The organism is Alterinioella nitratireducens (assembly GCF_013155465.1).
Taxonomy (GTDB): Bacteria; Pseudomonadota; Alphaproteobacteria; order Rhodobacterales; family Rhodobacteraceae; genus Alterinioella; species Alterinioella nitratireducens.
This window is the reverse complement of record NZ_JABJVX010000007.1, coordinates 110688-129621: the sequence shown is the minus strand read 5'-3', so window position 1 is coordinate 129621 and position 18934 is coordinate 110688. Positions and strand designations below refer to the sequence as shown.

General features: G+C 66.1%; 27 protein-coding genes and 1 tRNA gene. 14 read left to right on the top strand and 14 right to left on the bottom strand.

Annotated features, from left to right (window positions below; translation table 11 throughout):
- Positions 1–11 precede the first annotated feature (11 nt).
- Positions 12–989: a zinc transporter ZntB gene (locus HNS34_RS13075; RefSeq protein WP_172320516.1), complete on the bottom strand. Its 978-nt coding sequence runs from the start codon at positions 987–989 to the stop codon at positions 12–14.
- A 113-nt stretch (positions 990–1102) separates the two neighbouring features.
- Between HNS34_RS13075 and HNS34_RS13070 the strand changes: the two genes are divergently transcribed.
- The gene (locus tag HNS34_RS13070) at positions 1103–1684 is read left to right on the top strand and encodes a VOC family protein (protein WP_172320515.1); all 582 of its coding nucleotides are present in this window, start codon (positions 1103–1105) and stop codon (positions 1682–1684) included.
- A gap of 166 nt (positions 1685–1850) precedes the next feature.
- On the opposite strand, the gene HNS34_RS13065 is transcribed toward HNS34_RS13070, so the two are convergent.
- From HNS34_RS13065 to HNS34_RS13055, 3 genes are all read right to left on the bottom strand, one after another.
- A complete protein-coding gene (locus tag HNS34_RS13065; RefSeq protein WP_172320514.1) occupies positions 1851–3368 on the bottom strand; it encodes a tripartite tricarboxylate transporter permease in 1518 nt (505 codons plus the stop codon).
- 3 nt (positions 3369–3371) lie between these two features.
- Positions 3372–3860, bottom strand: a complete 489-nt coding sequence (locus HNS34_RS13060) for a tripartite tricarboxylate transporter TctB family protein (RefSeq protein WP_172320513.1) — start codon at positions 3858–3860, stop codon at positions 3372–3374.
- Positions 3861–4012: 152 nt separating this feature from the next.
- Positions 4013–4999 (bottom strand): Bug family tripartite tricarboxylate transporter substrate binding protein, encoded by a 987-nt coding sequence (locus HNS34_RS13055; protein ID WP_172320512.1) that lies wholly within the window; start codon positions 4997–4999, stop codon positions 4013–4015.
- A gap of 107 nt (positions 5000–5106) precedes the next feature.
- On the opposite strand from HNS34_RS13055, the gene HNS34_RS13050 reads away from it, so the two are divergent.
- The 5 genes from HNS34_RS13050 (at position 5107) to HNS34_RS13030 (ending at position 8853) form a co-directional block, all read left to right on the top strand.
- Positions 5107–5772 carry a response regulator transcription factor gene (locus HNS34_RS13050; protein ID WP_172320511.1) on the top strand — a complete coding sequence of 222 codons (666 nt, stop codon included), beginning with the start codon at positions 5107–5109 and terminating at the stop codon, positions 5770–5772.
- The gene (locus tag HNS34_RS13045; RefSeq protein WP_172320510.1) at positions 5769–7133 is read left to right on the top strand and encodes a sensor histidine kinase; all 1365 of its coding nucleotides are present in this window, start codon (positions 5769–5771) and stop codon (positions 7131–7133) included. Before HNS34_RS13050 ends, HNS34_RS13045 begins: the two co-directional genes overlap by 4 nt.
- Positions 7103–8131 carry an ABC transporter substrate-binding protein gene (locus HNS34_RS13040; protein WP_172320509.1) on the top strand — a complete coding sequence of 343 codons (1029 nt, stop codon included), beginning with the start codon at positions 7103–7105 and terminating at the stop codon, positions 8129–8131. Before HNS34_RS13045 ends, HNS34_RS13040 begins: the two co-directional genes overlap by 31 nt.
- Positions 8132–8230: 99 nt before the next feature.
- Positions 8231–8461, top strand: coding sequence for a hypothetical protein (locus HNS34_RS13035; RefSeq protein WP_172320508.1), 231 nt, complete (start codon positions 8231–8233; stop codon positions 8459–8461).
- A gap of 38 nt (positions 8462–8499) precedes the next feature.
- On the top strand, positions 8500–8853 hold the full coding sequence (locus HNS34_RS13030) for a hypothetical protein (RefSeq protein WP_172320507.1): 354 nt from the start codon (positions 8500–8502) through the stop codon (positions 8851–8853).
- A gap of 129 nt (positions 8854–8982) precedes the next feature.
- On the opposite strand, the gene HNS34_RS13025 is transcribed toward HNS34_RS13030, so the two are convergent.
- The 3 genes from HNS34_RS13025 to HNS34_RS13015 all read right to left on the bottom strand — a co-directional run bounded on the left by HNS34_RS13025 (position 8983) and on the right by HNS34_RS13015 (position 9894).
- A tRNA-Arg gene (locus tag HNS34_RS13025) sits at positions 8983–9059 on the bottom strand.
- Positions 9060–9105: 46 nt separating this feature from the next.
- Complete coding sequence (locus HNS34_RS13020; protein ID WP_172320506.1) at positions 9106–9576, bottom strand: GNAT family N-acetyltransferase; 471 nt, start codon at positions 9574–9576, stop codon at positions 9106–9108.
- Positions 9577–9582: 6 nt separating this feature from the next.
- Positions 9583–9894 (bottom strand): ETC complex I subunit, encoded by a 312-nt coding sequence (locus HNS34_RS13015; protein WP_172320505.1) that lies wholly within the window; start codon positions 9892–9894, stop codon positions 9583–9585.
- 351 nt (positions 9895–10245) lie between these two features.
- On the opposite strand from HNS34_RS13015, the gene uvrB reads away from it, so the two are divergent.
- Both uvrB and HNS34_RS13005 read left to right on the top strand, forming a co-directional pair.
- Positions 10246–12423, top strand: a complete 2178-nt coding sequence (gene uvrB, locus HNS34_RS13010; RefSeq protein WP_328700529.1) for an excinuclease ABC subunit UvrB — start codon at positions 10246–10248, stop codon at positions 12421–12423.
- A gap of 69 nt (positions 12424–12492) precedes the next feature.
- A complete protein-coding gene (locus tag HNS34_RS13005; protein WP_172320504.1) occupies positions 12493–12774 on the top strand; it encodes a hypothetical protein in 282 nt (93 codons plus the stop codon).
- Positions 12775–12838: 64 nt separating this feature from the next.
- Here the strand turns inward: HNS34_RS13005 and HNS34_RS13000 are convergent, their stop codons facing one another.
- A complete protein-coding gene (locus HNS34_RS13000) occupies positions 12839–13381 on the bottom strand; it encodes an REP-associated tyrosine transposase (RefSeq protein WP_172320503.1) in 543 nt (180 codons plus the stop codon).
- A gap of 193 nt (positions 13382–13574) precedes the next feature.
- Here HNS34_RS13000 and HNS34_RS12995 point away from each other — a divergent pair, with 193 nt between their 5' ends.
- The 3 genes from HNS34_RS12995 to HNS34_RS12985 are packed head-to-tail and all read left to right on the top strand — an operon-like array spanning position 13575 to position 14590.
- Positions 13575–13712 carry a hypothetical protein gene (locus HNS34_RS12995; protein WP_172320502.1) on the top strand — a complete coding sequence of 46 codons (138 nt, stop codon included), beginning with the start codon at positions 13575–13577 and terminating at the stop codon, positions 13710–13712.
- A 47-nt stretch (positions 13713–13759) separates the two neighbouring features.
- Positions 13760–14185 carry an excinuclease ABC subunit B gene (locus HNS34_RS12990; protein ID WP_172320501.1) on the top strand — a complete coding sequence of 142 codons (426 nt, stop codon included), beginning with the start codon at positions 13760–13762 and terminating at the stop codon, positions 14183–14185.
- 12 nt (positions 14186–14197) lie between these two features.
- Positions 14198–14590, top strand: a complete 393-nt coding sequence (locus HNS34_RS12985; protein WP_172320500.1) for a RidA family protein — start codon at positions 14198–14200, stop codon at positions 14588–14590.
- A gap of 3 nt (positions 14591–14593) precedes the next feature.
- Here the strand turns inward: HNS34_RS12985 and HNS34_RS12980 are convergent, their stop codons facing one another.
- Entirely contained in the window at positions 14594–14884 is a 291-nt protein-coding gene (locus HNS34_RS12980; RefSeq protein WP_172320499.1) for a hypothetical protein, read from the bottom strand.
- 128 nt (positions 14885–15012) lie between these two features.
- On the opposite strand from HNS34_RS12980, the gene HNS34_RS12975 reads away from it, so the two are divergent.
- The 3 genes from HNS34_RS12975 (at position 15013) to HNS34_RS12965 (ending at position 16324) form a co-directional block, all read left to right on the top strand.
- Entirely contained in the window at positions 15013–15288 is a 276-nt protein-coding gene (locus tag HNS34_RS12975; RefSeq protein WP_172320498.1) for a hypothetical protein, read from the top strand.
- A gap of 75 nt (positions 15289–15363) precedes the next feature.
- The gene (locus HNS34_RS12970) at positions 15364–15750 is read left to right on the top strand and encodes a hypothetical protein (protein WP_172320497.1); all 387 of its coding nucleotides are present in this window, start codon (positions 15364–15366) and stop codon (positions 15748–15750) included.
- A gap of 184 nt (positions 15751–15934) precedes the next feature.
- Positions 15935–16324: a hypothetical protein gene (locus HNS34_RS12965; protein WP_172320496.1), complete on the top strand. Its 390-nt coding sequence runs from the start codon at positions 15935–15937 to the stop codon at positions 16322–16324.
- Between the two features lie 67 nt (positions 16325–16391).
- Here HNS34_RS12965 and HNS34_RS12960 read toward each other — a convergent pair whose 3' ends face one another.
- From HNS34_RS12960 to HNS34_RS12940, 5 genes are all read right to left on the bottom strand, one after another.
- Positions 16392–17207 (bottom strand): sugar phosphate isomerase/epimerase family protein, encoded by an 816-nt coding sequence (locus HNS34_RS12960; RefSeq protein ID WP_172320495.1) that lies wholly within the window; start codon positions 17205–17207, stop codon positions 16392–16394.
- A 48-nt stretch (positions 17208–17255) separates the two neighbouring features.
- Positions 17256–17498, bottom strand: a complete 243-nt coding sequence (locus HNS34_RS12955) for a TFIIB-type zinc ribbon-containing protein (protein WP_172320494.1) — start codon at positions 17496–17498, stop codon at positions 17256–17258.
- A 71-nt stretch (positions 17499–17569) separates the two neighbouring features.
- A complete protein-coding gene (locus HNS34_RS12950; RefSeq protein ID WP_172320493.1) occupies positions 17570–17836 on the bottom strand; it encodes a DUF5665 domain-containing protein in 267 nt (88 codons plus the stop codon).
- Entirely contained in the window at positions 17833–18558 is a 726-nt protein-coding gene (locus tag HNS34_RS12945; RefSeq protein WP_172320492.1) for a copper homeostasis protein CutC, read from the bottom strand. Before HNS34_RS12945 ends, HNS34_RS12950 begins: the two co-directional genes overlap by 4 nt.
- The gene (locus tag HNS34_RS12940) at positions 18555–18872 is read right to left on the bottom strand and encodes an antibiotic biosynthesis monooxygenase family protein (RefSeq protein ID WP_172320491.1); all 318 of its coding nucleotides are present in this window, start codon (positions 18870–18872) and stop codon (positions 18555–18557) included. Before HNS34_RS12940 ends, HNS34_RS12945 begins: the two co-directional genes overlap by 4 nt.
- Between the last annotated feature and the right edge of the window lie 62 nt (positions 18873–18934).

The window sequence follows — 18934 nt, the reverse complement described above, 5'->3', positions numbered from 1 at the left end:
GCATTGCGCCCCTACCGGAACATCCCCAACCGCCAGACCCACCAGACCAGCGCCGACCCAAGCGCCACCAACACGCCCGTGACGATCCAGAACGCCCAGGGATTTTCCGCCCCCGGCATGCCGCCCACGTTGATCCCCAAGAGTCCCGTCAGCAGCCCGAGCGGCAGGAACACGGCGGCCACGATCGACAGGACCAGCATCCGCCAATTCATCTGGTCGCTGCGCAGCTCCATGATCTGGTCGCGCACAACCTGCGCGCGGTCGCGGATCGCATCCAGGTCCTCGGCCAGCCGCTGCACCCGCTCCGCCGCCTCGCGCAGGCGCGATCTGTCGCGCTCGGTCAGCCAGTCCAGGTCCTCGATCTCCAGCGTGGTCAGCGCGTCGCGCTGCGGCTGCATGAAGCGGCGCAGGATGATGGCGCTGCGATGCACCTCGGCCAGGTCGCCGCGCGCCAGGCCCGCCTCCTGGTCCAGCACCTGTTCCTCCAGCGTGTCGATCCTCTCGTTCAGGGTGGCGACCACCGGTTCGGCCCGATCCGCCAGGCGCAGGGCCAGACGGGCGACGAACTCGCCGGGCGTCGCCGGGGCCTGTCCGCGCTCCATCGCGCCAAGCAGATCCTCCACCGCTTGCAGGGGCCTGAGCCAGACGCCGAAGATGCGCCCCGCTTCCAGCCACAACCGGACCGAGACCATGTCCTCAGGCTCCGCGCCGGGGTTGAGGTTCACGCCCCGCAGGTTCAGGACCACGCCCGATCCATGCACCGTGCAGCGCGGCCTTGTTTCCTTGGCGGTCAGCGCGTCCAGAACGAAACCGTCCAGCCCCGAGGCCGCCAGTTCCGCCTCCGCGCGCGGAGCGTCGCGGTAGAGATGCTGCCACAGCAGCGCGGCCTCCGGCGCGGGATCGGCAAACGCGTCCTCCGCCCGAACAGTCGCGCCACCCTGCCGGTCAATGACCACCGACAGAAGCGGCGGAATTGGTAAGCCTGCCATCGCGTCCCCTTTTTTTGTCCAGTCTGCAAAGCCCGCGCCGCTTTGGCAAAGCCGAATTTGCCTGATGCGCCAAACGGGCTACAGTTGCGGCTCAAACCAGCAGGAGCCGAGATATGAGAAAGCTACAGGCACAGGGCGTGCATCACATTACCCTGACCGGCGCGGATCGCCAGACATCCATCGACTTCTGGGAGGGCGTGTTGGGAATGCCCTTCATCTTCGACCAGCCCAATCTGGACAACCCGGACGAGGGGCATCTCTATTTCGACCCCGGCGACGGGCGGCTCATCACCGTCTTCACCAATGAGGGCCGCACAGCCGACCCGCGCCGCACGCCGACCGAACCCGGCTGCGTGCATCACCTCGCCTTCAACGTCTCAAAGGCCACCTTCAGCCAGGCGGTCGAGCGTCTGGACGCGCGCGGCATCACACATTCCGGCCCCAAGGATCGCGGCTTCATGGACTCGATCTATTTCAAGGATCCGATGGGCCTGCTCATAGAATTGGCCTGCTACCGGTTCGAGCCGCCCACCGGCTGCACCCATGCCGATGTCATGATCGAGGCGCATCGCATCCGGGTCGCCGCGGGCGACGGCCATATCGCGGAGGTTCACCTGGCCGACGCCATCGAAGCCCTCGTCACCCGCCACCAGCAAAGCCTCAGCGCGGATCGCGGACCGCAAGATCCCTACTGATCCCGCCTTCTTTGTTCCGCAAATATCCCCGCCGGAGGCATCCGACATTGGCCCCCACGCGAAACCTCCGCCATTCCAGGCGGGGGCACCACGCGCGGCCCGAGCGGCCCCGTCAGGGGCCCGAGGCCGCGCGTTCCCCGGTCGGCGCCGAAGGCGTCGATCCCGATCAATCCCCGTCGGCCACGCCCTTGGCCCGCGCCCGCGCCCTCCGCGCCCGGTAGCTCGGCACCACCACCAGCGCCACCGCCAGCAGAAGCAGGCCAAGCGTCATCGGCCGTTCCAGGATGAAGCTGACGCCGCCGTAAAGCTGCATCGCGCGGCTGAAATTGTCCTCCAGCATCGAGCCCAGGATGAACCCGATCAGAAGCGGGGCCAGCGGGTAATCGGCAAAGCGCAGGATCGTCGCGCAGATGCCGAACCCCACCAGGATCAGCAGTTCCGTCGCGTTGTTCTGCCCGATATAGGCCCCCATCAGGGTGAAGAAGAGGATGAACGGGATGAGGAAGCTGCGCGGCACCGCCAGAACCTTGGCGATATAGGGTATCAGCGGCAGGTTCAGAACCAGCAGGATCAGGTTGCCCAGATACATCGAGATGATCACGGCCCAGAAGATCTGCGGCTCGTCGATCATCAGGCGCGGGCCGGGGCTGACATTGAGCGCGATCAACGCGCCAAGCAGGATCGCCGTGGTGCCCGAGCCCGGAATGCCAAGCGTCAGCAGCGGCACGAAAGACCCGGTGCAGGCCGCGTTATTGGCCGATTCCGGCGCCGCGAGGCCCTTGAGGGAGCCCTTGCCGAACTGGTCCTGCTCCTCCTTGGGGGCGATATTGCGCTCCACCGCGTAACCCAGGAAAGAGGCGATGGTAGCCCCCGCGCCGGGCAGCACGCCGACCAGGAAGCCCTGCACCGATTGCCGCCCGATCACGGGCGCGATCTGGCGCGCCTCGGCCCGCGTGATGCGCATGTCCTTGATCTCGCCGCCCGGTCCGCCCTCGTTCGACCGGCTCGGGTCCAGCACCAGGTACATGGCCTCGGGCAGGGCGAACATCGCCATGGCCAGCGTGATGAAGCCGAAGCCCGATTGCAGGTCCATGATCCCCATCGTGAAGCGTGGCATGTTGAAGAGCGCGCCTTCCCCCACGGTGGCCATGATCAGCCCAAGCAGCGTCATCAGAAGCGCCTTGGCGACATTGCCGGTTCCCGCGAAGGCCGCGATGGCCGACAGGCCCACCACCATCAGCGCGAAATACTCGGCGGAATGAAAGAGCAGCGCGACCGAGGCCAGCATCGGCGCGAAGATCATCAAAAGGATCGCCCCGATCGTGCCGCCGCAAAAGGACGAGATCGCGGCCACCGTCAGCGCCTTGCCCGCCTTGCCCTGTCGCGCCAGCGGGTAGCCGTCGAAGCTGGTCGCCACGGTCGAGGCGACCCCCGGCGCATTGATCAGGATCGACGAGGTCGAGCCGCCGAAAATGGCCCCGTAATAGACGCCCGCCAGAAGGATCAGCGCCGCGGAGGGATCGCCGATGGTGATCGCCACCGGGATCATGATGGCGATGATCGACATCGGACCCAGGCCCGGCAACATGCCGATGAAGGTGCCGATCAGGCAGCCGCCGATCACCATCAGGAGGTTTGTGACTGAAAAGGCCGTCGAGAGGCCGATCATCATGCCTTCAAGCATCGCTCATACTCCCATGAAGAACGGCCAGGGGCGCAGGAAGATGCCGAGCACCTCCTGCACCAGCCACCAGATGAACCCGGCCGCGATCAGCGCGACGGGGATCAGGATGTGAAACCGGCGCTCGCCCAGGACCATCCCACTGATGATCAGGAAGCCGGTGGTGGACAGAAGGAACCCCGCCGGACGCAGCAGCAGCGCATAGGCCACCATCAGCCCCAACAGCGTCAACGCCTGGCCGATCTTGTAATCGCCCAGGCGGCGATAGTTGATATCCTGCGGCGACGGCTCACCGGCGGGCTTTTCCAGCCCCAAAACGATGACCAGCGCGGTCAGGATCGCCAGGACCGACAGCACCTTGGGGAAGGTCGAGGGCCAGACCGGGTTGCGCTGCATGAAGGGCGGCAGGCCCGCATCCATGGTAAAGAACGCGCCGTAGCCATAGGCCAGGCATATCATCAGGATCACGAGGCCGATCCATCGGTCGAGGGCCATGTCAGTCTCCCTTGTGCTCGCTTGCGGTCGGAGGGGGAAGGCGCGTCGATGCGCCTTGGGCCGCGCGGGGTCACCCCCGCGCCTCCCGGATTCTGAAAATCCGGAAAACGAGGCTTTTCGAAAAGCCTCGTCCCCGTTTCAGGCGTCAGGCTTCAGAGAAAGCCCAGCGTACGCATCAGAGTGCCGATCACCTCTTCCTGCTCTTCCAGGAAGGCGCGGAAATCGTCGCCGGAATTGTGGATATTGACCCAGCCGTTGCGGGCGCGGACCTCTTCCCATTCTTCCGTCTCGTACATCGCCGCCAGTGCTGCCTGGTAGGCCGCGACCTGATCCTCGGGCATCCCCGGAGCGCCGAAGAAGCCGCGCCAGTTGACGAAGCTGGTGTCGATACCCTGCTCCATCATCGTGGGCGCGTCCGGATAGGCCGGCACACGCTCTTCCGATGTCACGCCGATGATGCGCACCTCACCGGCCTCGGCCAGATCGACGGCCTCGGAAAAGCCCGTCGATAGCGCCGCGATCTCACCCGACAGCAGCGCCGCCATGGCCGGTCCGCCGGTGTCATAGGGGATGTAGGTCACCTCAAGCGGATCCTCGCCCGCCGCTTCCATCACCATGGCCGCGACCAGGTGATCCATGCCGCCCGGAACCGAGCCGCCGCCGATGGCGGTGCCCTGCGGATCCGCGCGATAGGCGGCCAGCAGGTCGTCCATGGACTCGATGTCGCTATCGGCATTCACCACCAGCGTCGCGTAATCCCCGATGGTGCCCGCGACAAGCGTCAGGTCCGAGAAGTTGTAGGGGAACACGCCCGTCAGCGAGCGGATCACGATGGGGGTGGAGTTCACCATCAGCGTTCCATACTGGCTCTCGGCGTTTTCGATCAGGTAGCCGATGGCCACCCCTCCGCCGCCGCCCGACATGTTCTCGTAGCTGGCCGTGCCGACAAGGCCGGACTCGGTCAGCGCCTCGCCGGTGCCGCGCGCGGTGCCGTCCCAGCCGCCGCCCGCCCCGCCGGGGATCAGGAAGTGGACACTGTCCAGCATCTGATGCCCTCCGGCAAAGGCCGGGCTGCCAAGGCTCATGGTCGCCACCGCCGCGGCCGCAAAGGCCCGGCGGGTCAAAGTCAATCTTGTCATGTCTGTCCTCCCAGTTTGACAAATTGGGGCTTGCCTGCCCATGTCGAATGATCACCACCTCAACCTGACACCTTGCTGTCACGCCCCAAAGGCTTTTCCGGCACCCCATGCGTTTCCTGCTTGTCGAAGATAACCCGCAACTGGCCGCCGCGATCCTGGACCGGCTCGGCCAGGATGGCCATGTCGTCGATCACGCAAGCGACCTTGCCACCGCCGCCGACTACACCGCGACAACGGGTTACGATCTGATCTTGCTGGATATTATGTTGCCCGACGGTGATGGCCGCGACTTTCTGAACGCGCAGCGCGCGCGCGGGGCCGAGACGCCGGTGATCGTGTTGACGGCGCGCTCCGAGGTCTCGGACCGGGTCGGTGCGCTGGATATGGGGGCCGATGATTATATCTCCAAACCGTTCGATTTCGCCGAGCTGGAGGCGCGGGTCAGGGCCGTCCTGCGCCGCCGCGCGGGCACCGCAAGCAACCGGATTCGATTCGGAAACGTCGCATTCGACACGCTCGCGGGCACGCTGACGGTCGCGGATCGCGCCATCACCCTGCGCAATCGCGAGCTGCGCCTCCTGGAGGTCTTCTTCGCCGCCCCCGGTCAGATCATTGCCAAACCGCAACTCATCGACCGGCTGTTTTCCTATGACGAGGACGTCTCGGAAAACGCGATCGAGGTCTATGTCGGGCGCATCCGCAAGCACCTTGAAGGCTCCGACGTGGCCATCGTGACGGTGCGCGGGCTTGGCTACAGACTGTCGGTGCCATGACCGGCTGGCCCCGCGCCCGCGGCTCGATCCGCCGCCGGTTGACGCTGCAACTGCTGACCAGCGCGGCGATCCTGGCAGTGATCCTCTTTCTCATCGTCTCCAGCTTCGCCCGCCAGATCAGCGCCGAATCGCAGGACCGGATCCTGTCCGCCTCGGTGGCCTCAATCCTCGATGCCGTCTCGGTTGCCTCGGGCGAGGTCAGCGTCGATATCCCCTATTCCGCCTTCACCATGCTGGACAATCCCAGCGATGACCGCGTGTTCTACCGCATCATGCAGGATGGCGAGGTGATCACCGGCTATGACGACCTGCCCGCGACCACCCCCGGCACCGCCACCCTGCCCTATCGCGACGAGACCTTGCGCACCGTCACCGCGACCCGGCGTCTGTCCGTGAACGGCGCCCCGGTCCAGATCGCCGTGACCGTCGGCCAGACCCGCGATGCGCAGGCCCAGACCCTGCAACGCATCAGCCGCATCTCGGTCTATCTGGGCCTCGGCTTCTTCGCCGTCTCCGCCGTGCTGGCGGTGTTGGCGGGGCAGGTCACCGCCGGGTCGCTGCGGCGGCTGGCGGGTTCGGTCTCGCGGCGCGGCCCGCAGGACCTGCGGCCCGTGGAGGCCGAAGTGCCGAGCGAGATGGTGCCCCTGGTCCAATCGCTCAACCGGCTGATCGCGCGGCTTTCAACCGCGCTGAACCGGACCGAGGATTTCATCGCCGAGGCCGCGCACCGCGTGCGCACGCCGCTGGCCACGGTCCGCGCCCATGCCGAGAACACGCTGCGCCGGGTGGACCGCGAGGAGAACCGCGCCTCCCTGCGCGAGATGATCCGCGCCATTGATGAGAGCAGCCGCGCCGCCGGGCAGCTTCTGGACCACGCCATGGTGTCGCTGCGCGCCGACCAGCTGGAACTGGAACCGCTCGACCTGAACGCGCTGGTGGTCGAGCTTGTGGACCGCCTGCGCCCGGTGGCGGAACTGAAGGACATGGAGATCCGGCTTGAGACCGGCGCGCGCGGCGCTATCATGGGCGATACGATCCTGATCCAGAACGCGGTGCGCAACCTGCTGGACAACGCGATCAAATACGCCCCCTCCGAGACCCGGATCGCGGTGACAACCACCTCGGACGGCACCACAGCCACGCTCACCATCCACGATGAGGGCATCGGCTTTCCCGAGGCCGACACCACCCCCCTCAGGGGCCGGTTCACGCGCGGCACGAACGCCACGGGCGTTGTCGGGTCGGGCCTTGGCCTGACCATCGCCGATGAGGTCGCCCGCGCCCATGGCGGCCACCTTGCAATGTCCAACAATGAAGGAGGCCCCGGCGCATGCGTCAGCTTGTCCTTTCCCTTGCGCTGAGCCTCGTCGCCAGTGCCGCGCCCGGTTTCGAGATCGAGGAACTGGTGCAGTTTCCGGCCGAGAACGAGACCGCCGAGCTGCGCGTCATCTCGACCGCCGATACCGAGCTTTTCGCCCCCTTCATCCTGGAGTTTCAGCAGGCGAACCCGGGCATTTCCGTCGCCTATCACGTCGTCAGCACAACAGAACTGATGATCGCCCTGGCCGAGGAGGGCGAGAGTTTTGACCTGGCCATTTCCAGCGCGATGGATTTGCAGGTGAAGCTGGCCAATGACGGGCTGGCGCGGCTCTACCAGTCGGTCCAGACCGCGGCCCTGCCGCCCTGGGCGCGCTGGCACGGGCAGGTCTTCGCCTTCACCCAGGAGCCGGCCACCATGGTCCTGTCGCGCGCGGCCTTCGAGGGGCTGCCCCTGCCCCGGACGCGGCAGGAACTGATCACCGTGCTGCGCGACAATCCCGACCGTTTCGCGGGCCGGATCGGCACCTATGACGTGCGGGTCAGCGGCTTGGGCTACCTCTTCGCCACCCAGGACGGGCGCACGTCCGAGACCTTCTGGCGGCTGGCCGAGGTCATGGGCAGCCTGCAAACCCGGCTCTACTGCTGCTCCGGCGCGATGATCGAGGATGTCGCCAGCGGCGAGATCGCGGTGGCTTACAACGTGCTCGGCTCCTACGCGCAGGCCCGCGCCGACCTGCATGACGCGATCCACATCATCGCGCCGCAGGATTTCACCACTGTGATGCTGCGCACCGTGCTGATCCCCGAAACCGCCACCCTGCCCGACCAGGCCGGGGCCTTCATCGACCATCTGATCCAGACCTCATGGCTGCGCCCCGACAACGGTTTCGCCTTTCCGGGCATCACCGGCGAGGGGCTGTCGGGCAATGCCGGATTGCGCCCCATCGCGCTTGGCCCCGGCCTTCTGGTCTACCTGGACCGGCTGAAACGCCAGCAATTCCTGCGCGAATGGGAGGCGGCGATGGTGCAGGCCGAATAGCGGCCGGATCCAAGCTGCGTCCAACCGCACCAAGCCCTTGAACTTGCCAGAGGTTCGGTGGAAACTGCCGCGTCTGGTCTGACAGGAACGAGTGCGACAATGGCTGAAGCGACATCGGCGATACACATGGCCAGGGACGCGGTGCTGGCGCGCATGGAGCGGCACCAGGATCGGGTGCAGTCAGCGAAGGCCATCGACAACCCGCTGCGCATGTCCCAAGCTGCGGGCTTCGTTGCCGCTGACATGCCGGCGCGCGCCCGGTCCCTTTACCGGGCGGTACTGCAATCCGACCCTGATCATGCGATGGCGGCAAAAAACTCGCTGCGCTGATCGACGCGGGCGCAGCACGGGCGCGCAACCAGATCGACATGGCCCAGGCGCTGAACGCGGAAGGCGAGGCCACCGCCGCCGCGGCATTGCTGCGCAGGGTCGTCGAACGAAATCCGAAGAGCACCGCCGCCCCGAACGCTCACGCCGGGGCCATGCAGCGGGCACAGGCCCTTCTTGCCGCAGGCGATGCCGTCCAGGCCGACAGGATCTTCGCCAGCGTTCTCGCCGAAGAGGTCCGGGGCGACCTGCGGATCCTGCAGCAGAGCCTGATGTTCCGGCACGTCCATTCGCATATCAAGCTGGCCTATAAATCGACCCCCAGCTACTGGAACGCCTACGATGGCGCAGTGCCGGCCCCGATCCGCGATGTCCTGTCACAGATCGTTGCATGAGCTGCGACTGCCCGGATGACTAGGGGCCGGGATTCGCCGATCGGCCATGAAGCCCCCGGCGGTTTCCGCGACGCCCGGTCGCGCGCGGATTGCCTCGGGCACAAGCCGCCGGATCAGACATGGCAAGCTTGGCGATCCCGCGAGGACTCGAACCCCGAACCTGCTGATTAGAAGTCAGCTGCTCTATCCAGTTGAGCTACGGGACCGCTGGTCCCCTTCATTGCGCAAGGGGCGGGCGGGATGCAAGCGTGATCAGAGCACCTTCGTCATGAACACGCTCAGCGGATCGGGCCGGTAGCTGCCGAAGGGCGGGCAGGGCACGAACCCGGCCCGGGCATAGATCGCGCGGGCGGCGGCGTGGTCGGGGCCGGACCCGGTCTCCAGGCTCAGCCGCGTGGCCCCGGCGCGGGTGGCGGCCTCGATCATCCGTGCCAGCAGGTGGGCCCCGATGCCGGTGCCGCGCAGGCCAGCCGCGACATGCATGGATTTCAGCTCCAGGTGATCGGGGGCAACCGGGCTCAACCCGCCGACCGCGACAACCGCGCCGCCTGCATCGGTGATGGAAAAGACCTGCGCCCCACCGCCGACCAATTCCTCCGCCGTTCTCACATGGCAACTGTCGGGCGGCGACCCGGCCCGCATCATCGCGTGATGGCACGCCAGCAGGTCGGCCACGGGGGCGCGTGCGGGATCGTCGGCTTGGAAGGACAGGCCGTCAGGCATGGGCCTTCAGTGGGTCCAGACCTGGCGCCGGTTGGTGGCGAAATTGTCGCCATAGCCGCCGGGGCGGATATTGGGCTTGCGGCGCTTCGGTTGCTGGACGATGGCGTCGATGCCATGGGCGCGGGCGTAATCCTGCGCCGCCTCGGCGCTGTCGAAGCGCAGTTTCACCTGGCTGTTCATGTCGCCGGAACTGGTCCAGCCCATCAGCGGATCGACCTCGCGCCGCTCCGCGGGGGCAAATTCAAGCACCCAGGTCTTGGTCTTGGCGGTGCCCGAGGTCATGGCGTTCCGGGCCGGTTTGTAAATACGCGCGCGCATCTGGCGGGACTCCTTGGCTGATGCGCCCTTTTATCCCGGCAAACGGGCGCCGATGCAACGGGCATTCTGGTCGCGGGGAGGGGTGGGTCAAGCGGGTTGCCGACCGGCGCCCCCCGTGGAGCGAGGGGTGGGGTGGGTGGTGCGGGGGGACCGACCGGCAACCGAAAGATGCTTGCAGGCAGAGATTAGGCGCGCATGACCCCGCACGGCAAGCGAATAGCCTCTCGCATTTCGCTAAAATTGTCGGCAAATGCGCAAAGCCCTGCGCCTCCTGACAAACCCTGTCAGCAGCCCCCCTTGAACCGGAACAAAATAAGATCATTCTAATGGGGCAGTCTGAGGGAATCGCCCATGTCCACGACACAATCGCCGATGATGACAGCCGCGCCCAACCGCGACCTGCCCAAGCTGGAGGGCGGCAAGCGCTTCGTCATGAGCACCACGTTCAAGCCCGCGGGCGACCAGCCGACGGCCATCGCGGAACTGGCGGCAGGGGTGAAGGACGGCGAACAGGACCAGGTGCTTCTGGGTGTCACCGGTTCGGGCAAGACCTTCACCATGGCCAAGGTGATCGAGGAAACGCAGCGCCCCGCCATCATCCTGGCCCCCAACAAGACGCTCGCCGCACAGCTCTACGGCGAGTTCAAGGGCTTCTTCCCCGACAACTCGGTCGAGTATTTCGTCTCCTATTACGACTACTACCAGCCCGAGGCCTATGTGCCGCGCTCGGACACCTACATTGAAAAGGAAAGCCAGATCAACGAGCAGATCGACCGGATGCGCCACTCGGCCACCCGCGCGCTGCTGGAACGCGACGACGTAATCATCGTGGCCTCGGTCTCGTGCATCTACGGCATCGGCAGCCCCGAGACCTACACCGCGATGACCCAGGATCTGGAGGTGGGCCGGGAATACAACCAGCGCGCCGTCATGGCCGACCTGGTCGCGCAGCAATACCGCCGCAACGACGCCGCGTTTCAGCGTGGGTCTTTCCGCGTGCGCGGCGACAGCTTAGAGATCTGGCCCTCCCACCTGGAGGATCGCGGCTGGCGGCTCTCCTTCTTCGGTGAGGAGCTTGAGGCCATCACCGAGTTCGACACGCTGACGGGGGCCAAGACCGACACGCTGGACAAGGTCCGCGTCTATGCCAATTCGCATTACGTCACCCCCACGCCGACCATGAAACAGGCGATCAAGGGCATCCGCGAGGAGCTGACGGTCCGCCTGAAACAGCTGGAAGACGAGGGCAAGCTGCTGGAGGCGCAACGTCTGGAACAGCGCACGCGCTTCGACCTCGAAATGCTTGAGGCCACCGGCGTCTGCAACGGGATCGAGAATTACTCGCGCTACCTGACGGGCCGTGCCCCCGGCGAACCGCCCCCCACCCTCTTCGAATACATCCCCGACAATGCCATCGTCTTCGCCGATGAATCCCACGTCTCGGTGCCGCAGATCGGCGGCATGTATCGCGGCGACTACCGACGCAAGTTCACGCTGGCCGAACATGGCTTCCGCCTGCCGTCCTGCATGGACAACCGACCCCTCAAGTTCGAGGAATGGGACGCGATGCGCCCGCAATCGGTCTTCGTCTCGGCCACGCCCTCCGCCTGGGAGTTGGAGCGCACCGGCGGCGTCTTCACCGAACAGGTGATCCGCCCCACCGGCCTTCTGGACCCGCCCGTCGAGATACGCCCCGTCACCACGCAGGTCGATGACGTGATGGACGAGATCCGCCGCGTCACCGCCGCAGGCTACCGCACATTGGTGACGGTCCTGACCAAGCGCATGGCCGAGGATCTGACCGAATACCTGCATGAACAGGGCATCAAGGTCCGCTACATGCATTCCGATATCGACACCATCGAACGCATCGAGATCCTGCGCGACCTGCGCCTCGGCGCCTTCGACGTGCTGGTCGGGATCAACCTGCTGCGCGAGGGGCTGGACATCCCCGAATGCGGGCTGGTCGCCATTCTGGACGCCGACAAGGAAGGCTTCCTGCGCTCGGAAACTTCGCTGGTGCAGACCATCGGCCGCGCCGCGCGTAACGTCGATGGCAAGGTGATCATGTATGCCGACCGGGTGACGGGCAGCATGGAGCGCGCCATCCGCGAGACCGATCGCAGGCGGGCCAAGCAACTGGCCTATAACGAGGAACACGGCATCACCCCCGAGACGGTCAAGAAGAACGTCGAGGATATCCTCGCCGGTCTCTACCAGGGCGATGTCGACATGAACCGGGTCACGGCAAAGGTCGAGAAACCGCTGCACGGCGCCAACCTGGAGGCCCACCTGGAGGGCCTGCGCGAGCAGATGCGCAAGGCCGCCGAGAACCTGGAATTCGAGGAAGCCGCAAGGCTGCGCGACGAGGTCAAGCGGCTGGAGGTGGTCGACCTCGTGGTGTCAGACGACCCCCTCGCCCGGCAATCGGCGGTGGATGCGGCGGTCGAGGGCGCGGCGAAGATGAGCGGACGCTCCACGGCGGGTCGGCCGGGGCAGCGGGGCGGGAAGGCGAGGAGGGGGCGGTAGCGTCAGCCGTGCATTTTCGATTGCCTTTGGCGCTGCAACAATCGCTTCATGCTAAAATGGAGCGTTTTAATGCAATATGCCCAGCGACGTGAAACATTCACTCACAAGAGGACCGGCCTACCCTTCATTTTGTTTGTGAAAGTCACCGAGACCAAAAATGGCTTTGACATCGATTACTCGCTTACCTGTCGTCGGGAAGAAGATGGGAACGTGTGGTATTCAGACGGCTTCACCTTCGGCTTTGACGACAAGGACGTGAATGCTCAAATCTGTGAGTGGATCGAGCTTTTGAAGGATTGCCACGAGGTCGTTGAATGGCAATCTCTTGGCCACCTCAAAGCGGTGGAATAGCAATCCGTACGGTGGGCAGTTCTGCCCACCATCCCAACCTCCGCCCACCAAACCCGACCGCCCTTCACTCCCCGAACATCCCCTCCGGCAACTCCCCGGCCCAACCGGCATCGACCCGTCCCACCCGAATATCGCGGTGGATCGAGGAAAACGGCCACTCTGCGGCCCGGGCGACCAGCCCGTGTTTCACCGGGTTGCCCCAACAATACCGGACATGCATCCGATAATCCTGCGCGGCCCGGATCGTATGTTCCCAGAACCTCCGCTGCCAGATCCCCGCTTCCCGCTTCGCCCGCTTGCTGGCCGACCGCGTAGGGTGGGCAGTTCTGTCCACCTCCGCCCCCACGGCACGCGTGAAACGGTGCTGTATCTTGCGCCAGCGCTCGGAATAATCGCTGTCACCGGGCGGCAAGGTCCAGACCGCATGGAGGTGATCCGGCAGGACCACCATCGCATCACAGATGACCGGGGCTGAGGCCACCGTCTCGGCATAAGCACGGCGCAGATCGGCGATACGATCGGTCAGGAGGGACGCCCGACGGTCCGCAAGATTGACAGTAAAGAAGTAACTGGTCCCGGGCAGATGAAGGCGGCGATAGGTCGGCATGGGCCATCATTGACGCAGGAAGTTTAACGTCGTGTTGATCCGGATGGCGGGCAGAACTGCCCACCCTAGGCATCCCTTCACACCACCCCACCCTTGAACCCTTCCCCAACGTCACCTGATGAACTGGTCCCCCTTTCGACGGGACACTTGGGCATACCCATGGAGGCTTAGGGATAGCCCTAAGCACGTGCTTATGTCTGACTATGAGATCATCACCGACGGCGACCGCGCGGTCAGCTTTCCCGACCATACCGCGATCCGCGCCGTGGCCTGTTCCGGGCGGAATTGCGATGACATGACGATCACGATCTGCCCCTTCACCCGGCGCTGATCCCGGCACCCTTCACAAACGCCGCGCGCCGGGCCACACTTCCCCCCATGCGCGCGCTCCTTCTCCTTGCTGTTCTCACGACCCCGGCCCATGGCTGGGAAGCCGCGCGCGAAGGCGCGCTCTGCACCCTCACCCATACCGAGCCCGATCTGCATATCCGCCTGACCTACGACCCCGGCCCGCCGGAATACGCGATTATCCTGACCCGCGCAGGGACACCTTGGCCCGTGGCCCCCGTCTTCGCGCTGCAATTCACCGGGGACAGACCCAACCTGATCACCACCGACCGGCATGTCATCGACGGGTTCTCTCTCTCCGTCACCGACCGGGGCTTCGGCAACGTTCTGGACGGTCTGCAATTCAATCGCACCGCAACGGCGCTGACCGGTGATGCCGCAATTCCGGTCCCGCTGACCGATGCCGCCCCCGCCGTCGCCGCCTTCCGCGCCTGCACCGACGCGCCCTCCGCCTGAAAGGATCCGCCCATGCCGCCCGAGTTTCACCTCTTCGCCAGGGGCCCCCGCCCGGTCGCGCCGTTTTCGCACGCGGTAGAGACCGACGGATTCGTGTTCCTGACCGGCCAGATGCCCACAGACCCGGAGGCCCCCGACGCCCCCCTGCCCGAGGGAATCGCGGCGCAGACCGCCCGCGTCATGGACAACCTCGCGCTGATCCTGGGGGAGCTTTCCCTCGACCTCGCCCATGTCGTGCAGGTCCGCGCCTACCTGACCGAGTTCACCCGCGACTACGCCGCGTTCAACGACACCTACCAGGGCTATTTCGCCCCGGACAGTCGCCCCGCCCGCACCACGATCGGGGTCACCGCGCTGGCCGTGGGGGCCTTGGTCGAGGTCGATTGCATCGCGCGCCGACCCTGACGCCTACCAGCGTTCCAGCAGCTCGAACTCCTCCTCTTCCAGCAGCGGCGTGGTGGACCGAACCGAGACAACCGGCGACACCGCTTCGTCCCAGTATCGCGGGTCCGACAGGATCTCGGGCGGCAGCCGGTCGCGTTTGAACACGCGGCGCTTTTGCTGCCGGACCCGCACGATATGGGCGTTGCTGGCCACCGGCAGCGCGCCGGACAGAAACCCCGCCCGCATCGCATCGGCGCGCGCGGTCATCTCCTTGATCTGCTGTTTCAATTGAAAATACTCGCTTGCCGGATGCATGGCACGGCCCTCCTTCGCGCCCGACGCTAGCGAAGCCGGAGTAAACACCGGGTAAACCATCGGGATTTTTGAACCCGTTCCCGCCCCCGCACGACCAACCCCTGAATGCCCGCTCGGAGGTTGACCCCATGCGCCAGTTCCTCGCCCCGCTCTGCCTCGCCCTCGGCGTCAGCCCCGCGCTGGCCCATAACGCGCGCCCCGCCATCGGGCTCGACCTTGCCGCCGCCAGCTATGTCACCGATCTGGGCACCGCGCTGCCCGCGACGCCGCAATGCGTGACCCGCGTGCTCGCCTTTGGCGAAGACCCCGCGCCCTCCGACCCCGTCCATCTCGACCAGATCACCTGCCTCGACACCGCCTGCACCACGCGTGAGGTCGTGCTCTGCGTGGCCCCCGCCCCCTGAGCGACGATTCAATTCCGCACGAGCCCATATTATGTTAAAATAACCGCGCCCTGATTTCTCCAAAGGAACATTGCAATGCGTCTTGCCCTCTCTGCCCTGCTGCTTCTCGGCTCGGCCCATATTGCCAGCGCCGAACAATTCATCGCCACCTTCCTCAGCCCCTCGCACCCCAACACGCTCAACATTCAGATCACCCAATTCGACGCCTCCGGCGGCACCATCGACACCGAGCGCCAGCGCATCGCGCGCATCGGGGCCGGACAATCGACCTGGGCGGTGAACATGCTGCCCTCAGCCGCGCGCGTCTGCGTCAGCTTGAGCGGATCGCAGCGCATCACCAGCGCGCGCGCCTTGATGGAAAACGGCAGCGAACAGGCGCTTGCCGCCACCTCCGACGGGCGCACGACCTGCACCCCCGGCAGCTTGTCCAATCTCGACATGATCGTGGTGAATTTCGACTGAGGCACCTAACCTGTTGCGCATTTGCCACATATGGTGATGGGCGCCGGGAACCGAACCGCACCGGCGGCGTTCTTTCCGCATCACGGGCGGCCACGCAGGTCACTGCAAGACCGGCACCGCCCGCGCAGCCCCCATGCGCCCGCTTCAGTTGGACGGGCGGATGCTTCAGGAAAGGAAACGTACCATGCGACGCCTTCTTACTGCCGCCCTCGTTCTGGGCGCCACCGCCACCACCGCCACCGCCGAACAGTTCATCGCGGCCTTCTCAAGCAATGCCCACCCGGCCCAGATCGAGGTCGCCATGACCCAGATGGACGGCAACGGGCAGACGCTCGACGCGACCGGCCTTGCCGTCGCGCCGACCGAACCGAACCAGTCCATCGCCGCCGTTCCGATGATGCCGGGCGCCGTCAATGCCTGCGTCACGATGGCCCCCGGCACACGGATCACCCAGGCCATCGCCATGCTGGCAGCGGGCGGAGAGCTTGCCCTGCCGATCAGCGATGATGGACAGACGGCCTGCGCGCGGGTCGCCGATCCGGCCTTTGACCTGATCCAGGTGCAATTCGACTGACGCCAGAGCGCAACATGACCGAACGCCCCCGCCAAACCCGGTCGGGGGCGTTCCCGCGCCGACCCGGTCAGCAGGCCAGCCCCAACCGTTCCAGATGCGCCACGCTCTCGCGGACCCGGTCGAAATCGTTGATCTCGACGATCAGGTGCGGGGCGGCCTTGGTCCCGGCCAGCGCGGTGAAGACCGCCTCCCACAAGATATTGCCCCGCCCGAGCGGCCAGTGCCGGTCGGCATAGCCGTCGGCATCCTGAAGGTGAATATGCGCCAGGTTCGCGCCCGCCTGCGAAATGAACCGATCCACGGGCGGCGCGCCACAGGTCACATGCGCCCAAAGCGCGTGGCCGGTATCGACCGAGAGGCGCAGGGCGGGGCTGTCGGCGGCGTCCACCACGGCGGCGCGGGCGGCGGGATCGACATCCTTGATGTTCTCCAGCACCAGCACGACGCCCAGGGCCTCGGCCCGGTCCAGCGCCGGTTTCAGCGTTTCCAGAACCGCCCGGACATGGCGCGCGCGGTCGCCCGGCCCATTGTCCAGGTTGGCATGATCCCAGACGTCATAGGGCGAATGCAGCACCATCTGGCGCGCCTCCAGCGCGGCGCAGACATCGAGCGCCTGGTCGATCCGCTTCTGCACCACGGCGCGGATCTCGGCATCCTTCACGTCCAGTTCGAACCCCGAAAACGGCCCGTGAATACCAAGCCGCCCGTGCCAGCCATCCAGCTTGGCCTTCGCCATCCCGATGAAGGGCGCGGGCGCGTTCAGGATGTCGGCCAGGCAGAATTCCGGCAACTCCAGGTCGCGGTTCTTCTCGAACAGCCAGTCGCGGTGGCGGTCGATATCCAGCACGCACAACTGCGCGCCGATCACGGGTAGCTCGGACATGGGGCCTCCGCTGGTGGGGTCTCGGGTGCCACCATGCCAGACCGCGCCTCAGAAGTCGAAGATATCGCCCAGGAACGACCCCACGCCCTCGCGCTTGCGGGGCTTGTCGCGGCGCTCGCGATAGTCCCGATCCTCGCCACGGGGCGGCGCGGCAGGTGCGGCGCTGCGTTCGATGATCTTGTCCAGTTCGCCCCGATCCAGCCAGACGCCGCGACAGGTGGGGCAGTAGTCGATCTCGACCCCGTTGCGGTCGGTCATGACAAGGGTGGCTCCATCGACGGGGCATTGCATCGGCTAGGTCTCCTGGGCTGCGTTAATCCTGACCCTTTAGATAGGAGAACGCGGAGGCCGGACAAGTCCCGTCAGGGCGCGTTCCGGATCTGGTCGGCGATCTGCGCCGCCCAATCGCCCAGGACGGGGATGAAATCTATCTGGCTCAGCGCGTAGACCACGACCGAGACCAGGAAGGACGCGCCGACCACGGTGCCGAGGCCAAAGGCCAGCCCGCGCGCGAAGTTGAAGGCCAGCATCCGGGGAACCGAGTTCTGCAACCGGATGAACCGATGCGCGTTGAGGCGCGCGACCTCCTGGCGCAAGAGCTTGAGCTCGCTCTTGAAATCACTGCTCATGGCGTCACCCCGTCCAGTGCCGCCACCATCGCGCGCACCTTTGCCGGATCGGTCACGAAGCGCCCGCCCGGCGGGTCGAAATCGGAAAACGCGCGCGCGCCGGGCGCGGGCGAGGCGCAGGCCGCGTGAACCTCCGTCACGCCCGTGGCGCGCACCAGCGCGGCGACATTCCCCGGCTCCAGCCCGCAGCCCGGCATGACCGAGACCCGTCCGCCCGCGCGCGCCACCATCGCCCGGATCAGGGCCGCGCCATCGGGGGCCGCAGGCTCCGCGCCTGATGTCAGCACCCGTTCAAAGCCAAACGCAATCGCCTGGTCCAGCGCCGCCATCGGGTCCGGCACCACGTCGATCACCCGGTGCAACGTCGCGGGCAACGGGCGGGCGGCCTCCAGCAATTGCCGCAGCAACCCGGTGTCCAGCCGCTCATCGGCGCCCTGCACGCCCAGAACCACGCCCGCCAATCCCGCCGCCTTCGCCGCCGCGATATCGGCCAGCATCACGGGCAGATCGCCCGCGTCGAAATCGAACAGCCCCGACCGGGGCCGGATCATGGCGACACAGGGAATGTCGAGCCTTGCCGCCGCCTGCATCAACCCCGCCGACGGCGTCAGCCCGCCTTCCGACAGCGACGAACACAGTTCCACCCGGTCCGCGCCCCCCTCCTGCGCGGCCTTCGCACCGGCCAGCGTGTCGACGCAGACCTCAAGCGCGATTATCGTCAAAACGTGGCGGTGACATCATACATCACCGGCTCGAAGCTGCGGCACATGTCATGGATGATCCGGTTGCGCCTGCGCATCTCGTCCGAGCGCAGCATCGCCTGGAAATCCTCGCGCCGCGTCCATTGCGAGTAATTCGCCACCCGCGTCTGCGCATCGTTGACATGCAGGCCCGCCCCGATGAATCCCGGCTGCTTCGAGATGAAGACGGCATAGGCGTCGGTCAGCGCGTCCAGCAGGTCCTGGCAGGTTCCCGGCGTGGTCTCGAATGTGGTGATGACCGTTTGCAGGTCGGCACCTTTCTGAATGTTCGGCATCTGGCTTACTCCCATCACTGGAGATCAGCCTAGCAACCCATCGCAGCCCCCGCCAGACCCGG

Bases quoted from the DNA above. Each gene is read 5' to 3' on its own strand.
- HNS34_RS13075 (WP_172320516.1), bottom strand. From the start codon at position 989: ATGGCAGGCTTACCAATTCCGCCGCTTCTGTCGGTGGTCATTGACCGG.
- HNS34_RS13070 (WP_172320515.1), top strand. From the start codon at position 1,103: ATGAGAAAGCTACAGGCACAGGGCGTGCATCACATTACCCTGACCGGC.
- HNS34_RS13065 (WP_172320514.1), bottom strand. From the start codon at position 3,368: ATGCTTGAAGGCATGATGATCGGCCTCTCGACGGCCTTTTCAGTCACA.
- HNS34_RS13060 (WP_172320513.1), bottom strand. From the start codon at position 3,860: ATGGCCCTCGACCGATGGATCGGCCTCGTGATCCTGATGATATGCCTG.
- HNS34_RS13055 (WP_172320512.1), bottom strand. From the start codon at position 4,999: ATGACAAGATTGACTTTGACCCGCCGGGCCTTTGCGGCCGCGGCGGTG.
- HNS34_RS13050 (WP_172320511.1), top strand. From the start codon at position 5,107: ATGCGTTTCCTGCTTGTCGAAGATAACCCGCAACTGGCCGCCGCGATC.
- HNS34_RS13045 (WP_172320510.1), top strand. From the start codon at position 5,769: ATGACCGGCTGGCCCCGCGCCCGCGGCTCGATCCGCCGCCGGTTGACG.
- HNS34_RS13040 (WP_172320509.1), top strand. From the start codon at position 7,103: ATGCGTCAGCTTGTCCTTTCCCTTGCGCTGAGCCTCGTCGCCAGTGCC.
- HNS34_RS13035 (WP_172320508.1), top strand. From the start codon at position 8,231: ATGGCTGAAGCGACATCGGCGATACACATGGCCAGGGACGCGGTGCTG.
- HNS34_RS13030 (WP_172320507.1), top strand. From the start codon at position 8,500: ATGGCCCAGGCGCTGAACGCGGAAGGCGAGGCCACCGCCGCCGCGGCA.
- HNS34_RS13020 (WP_172320506.1), bottom strand. From the start codon at position 9,576: ATGCCTGACGGCCTGTCCTTCCAAGCCGACGATCCCGCACGCGCCCCC.
- HNS34_RS13015 (WP_172320505.1), bottom strand. From the start codon at position 9,894: ATGCGCGCGCGTATTTACAAACCGGCCCGGAACGCCATGACCTCGGGC.
- uvrB (WP_328700529.1), top strand. From the start codon at position 10,246: ATGTCCACGACACAATCGCCGATGATGACAGCCGCGCCCAACCGCGAC.
- HNS34_RS13005 (WP_172320504.1), top strand. From the start codon at position 12,493: ATGCAATATGCCCAGCGACGTGAAACATTCACTCACAAGAGGACCGGC.
- HNS34_RS13000 (WP_172320503.1), bottom strand. From the start codon at position 13,381: ATGCCGACCTATCGCCGCCTTCATCTGCCCGGGACCAGTTACTTCTTT.
- HNS34_RS12995 (WP_172320502.1), top strand. From the start codon at position 13,575: ATGTCTGACTATGAGATCATCACCGACGGCGACCGCGCGGTCAGCTTT.
- HNS34_RS12990 (WP_172320501.1), top strand. From the start codon at position 13,760: ATGCGCGCGCTCCTTCTCCTTGCTGTTCTCACGACCCCGGCCCATGGC.
- HNS34_RS12985 (WP_172320500.1), top strand. From the start codon at position 14,198: ATGCCGCCCGAGTTTCACCTCTTCGCCAGGGGCCCCCGCCCGGTCGCG.
- HNS34_RS12980 (WP_172320499.1), bottom strand. From the start codon at position 14,884: ATGCATCCGGCAAGCGAGTATTTTCAATTGAAACAGCAGATCAAGGAG.
- HNS34_RS12975 (WP_172320498.1), top strand. From the start codon at position 15,013: ATGCGCCAGTTCCTCGCCCCGCTCTGCCTCGCCCTCGGCGTCAGCCCC.
- HNS34_RS12970 (WP_172320497.1), top strand. From the start codon at position 15,364: ATGCGTCTTGCCCTCTCTGCCCTGCTGCTTCTCGGCTCGGCCCATATT.
- HNS34_RS12965 (WP_172320496.1), top strand. From the start codon at position 15,935: ATGCGACGCCTTCTTACTGCCGCCCTCGTTCTGGGCGCCACCGCCACC.
- HNS34_RS12960 (WP_172320495.1), bottom strand. From the start codon at position 17,207: ATGTCCGAGCTACCCGTGATCGGCGCGCAGTTGTGCGTGCTGGATATC.
- HNS34_RS12955 (WP_172320494.1), bottom strand. From the start codon at position 17,498: ATGCAATGCCCCGTCGATGGAGCCACCCTTGTCATGACCGACCGCAAC.
- HNS34_RS12950 (WP_172320493.1), bottom strand. From the start codon at position 17,836: ATGAGCAGTGATTTCAAGAGCGAGCTCAAGCTCTTGCGCCAGGAGGTC.
- HNS34_RS12940 (WP_172320491.1), bottom strand. From the start codon at position 18,872: ATGCCGAACATTCAGAAAGGTGCCGACCTGCAAACGGTCATCACCACA.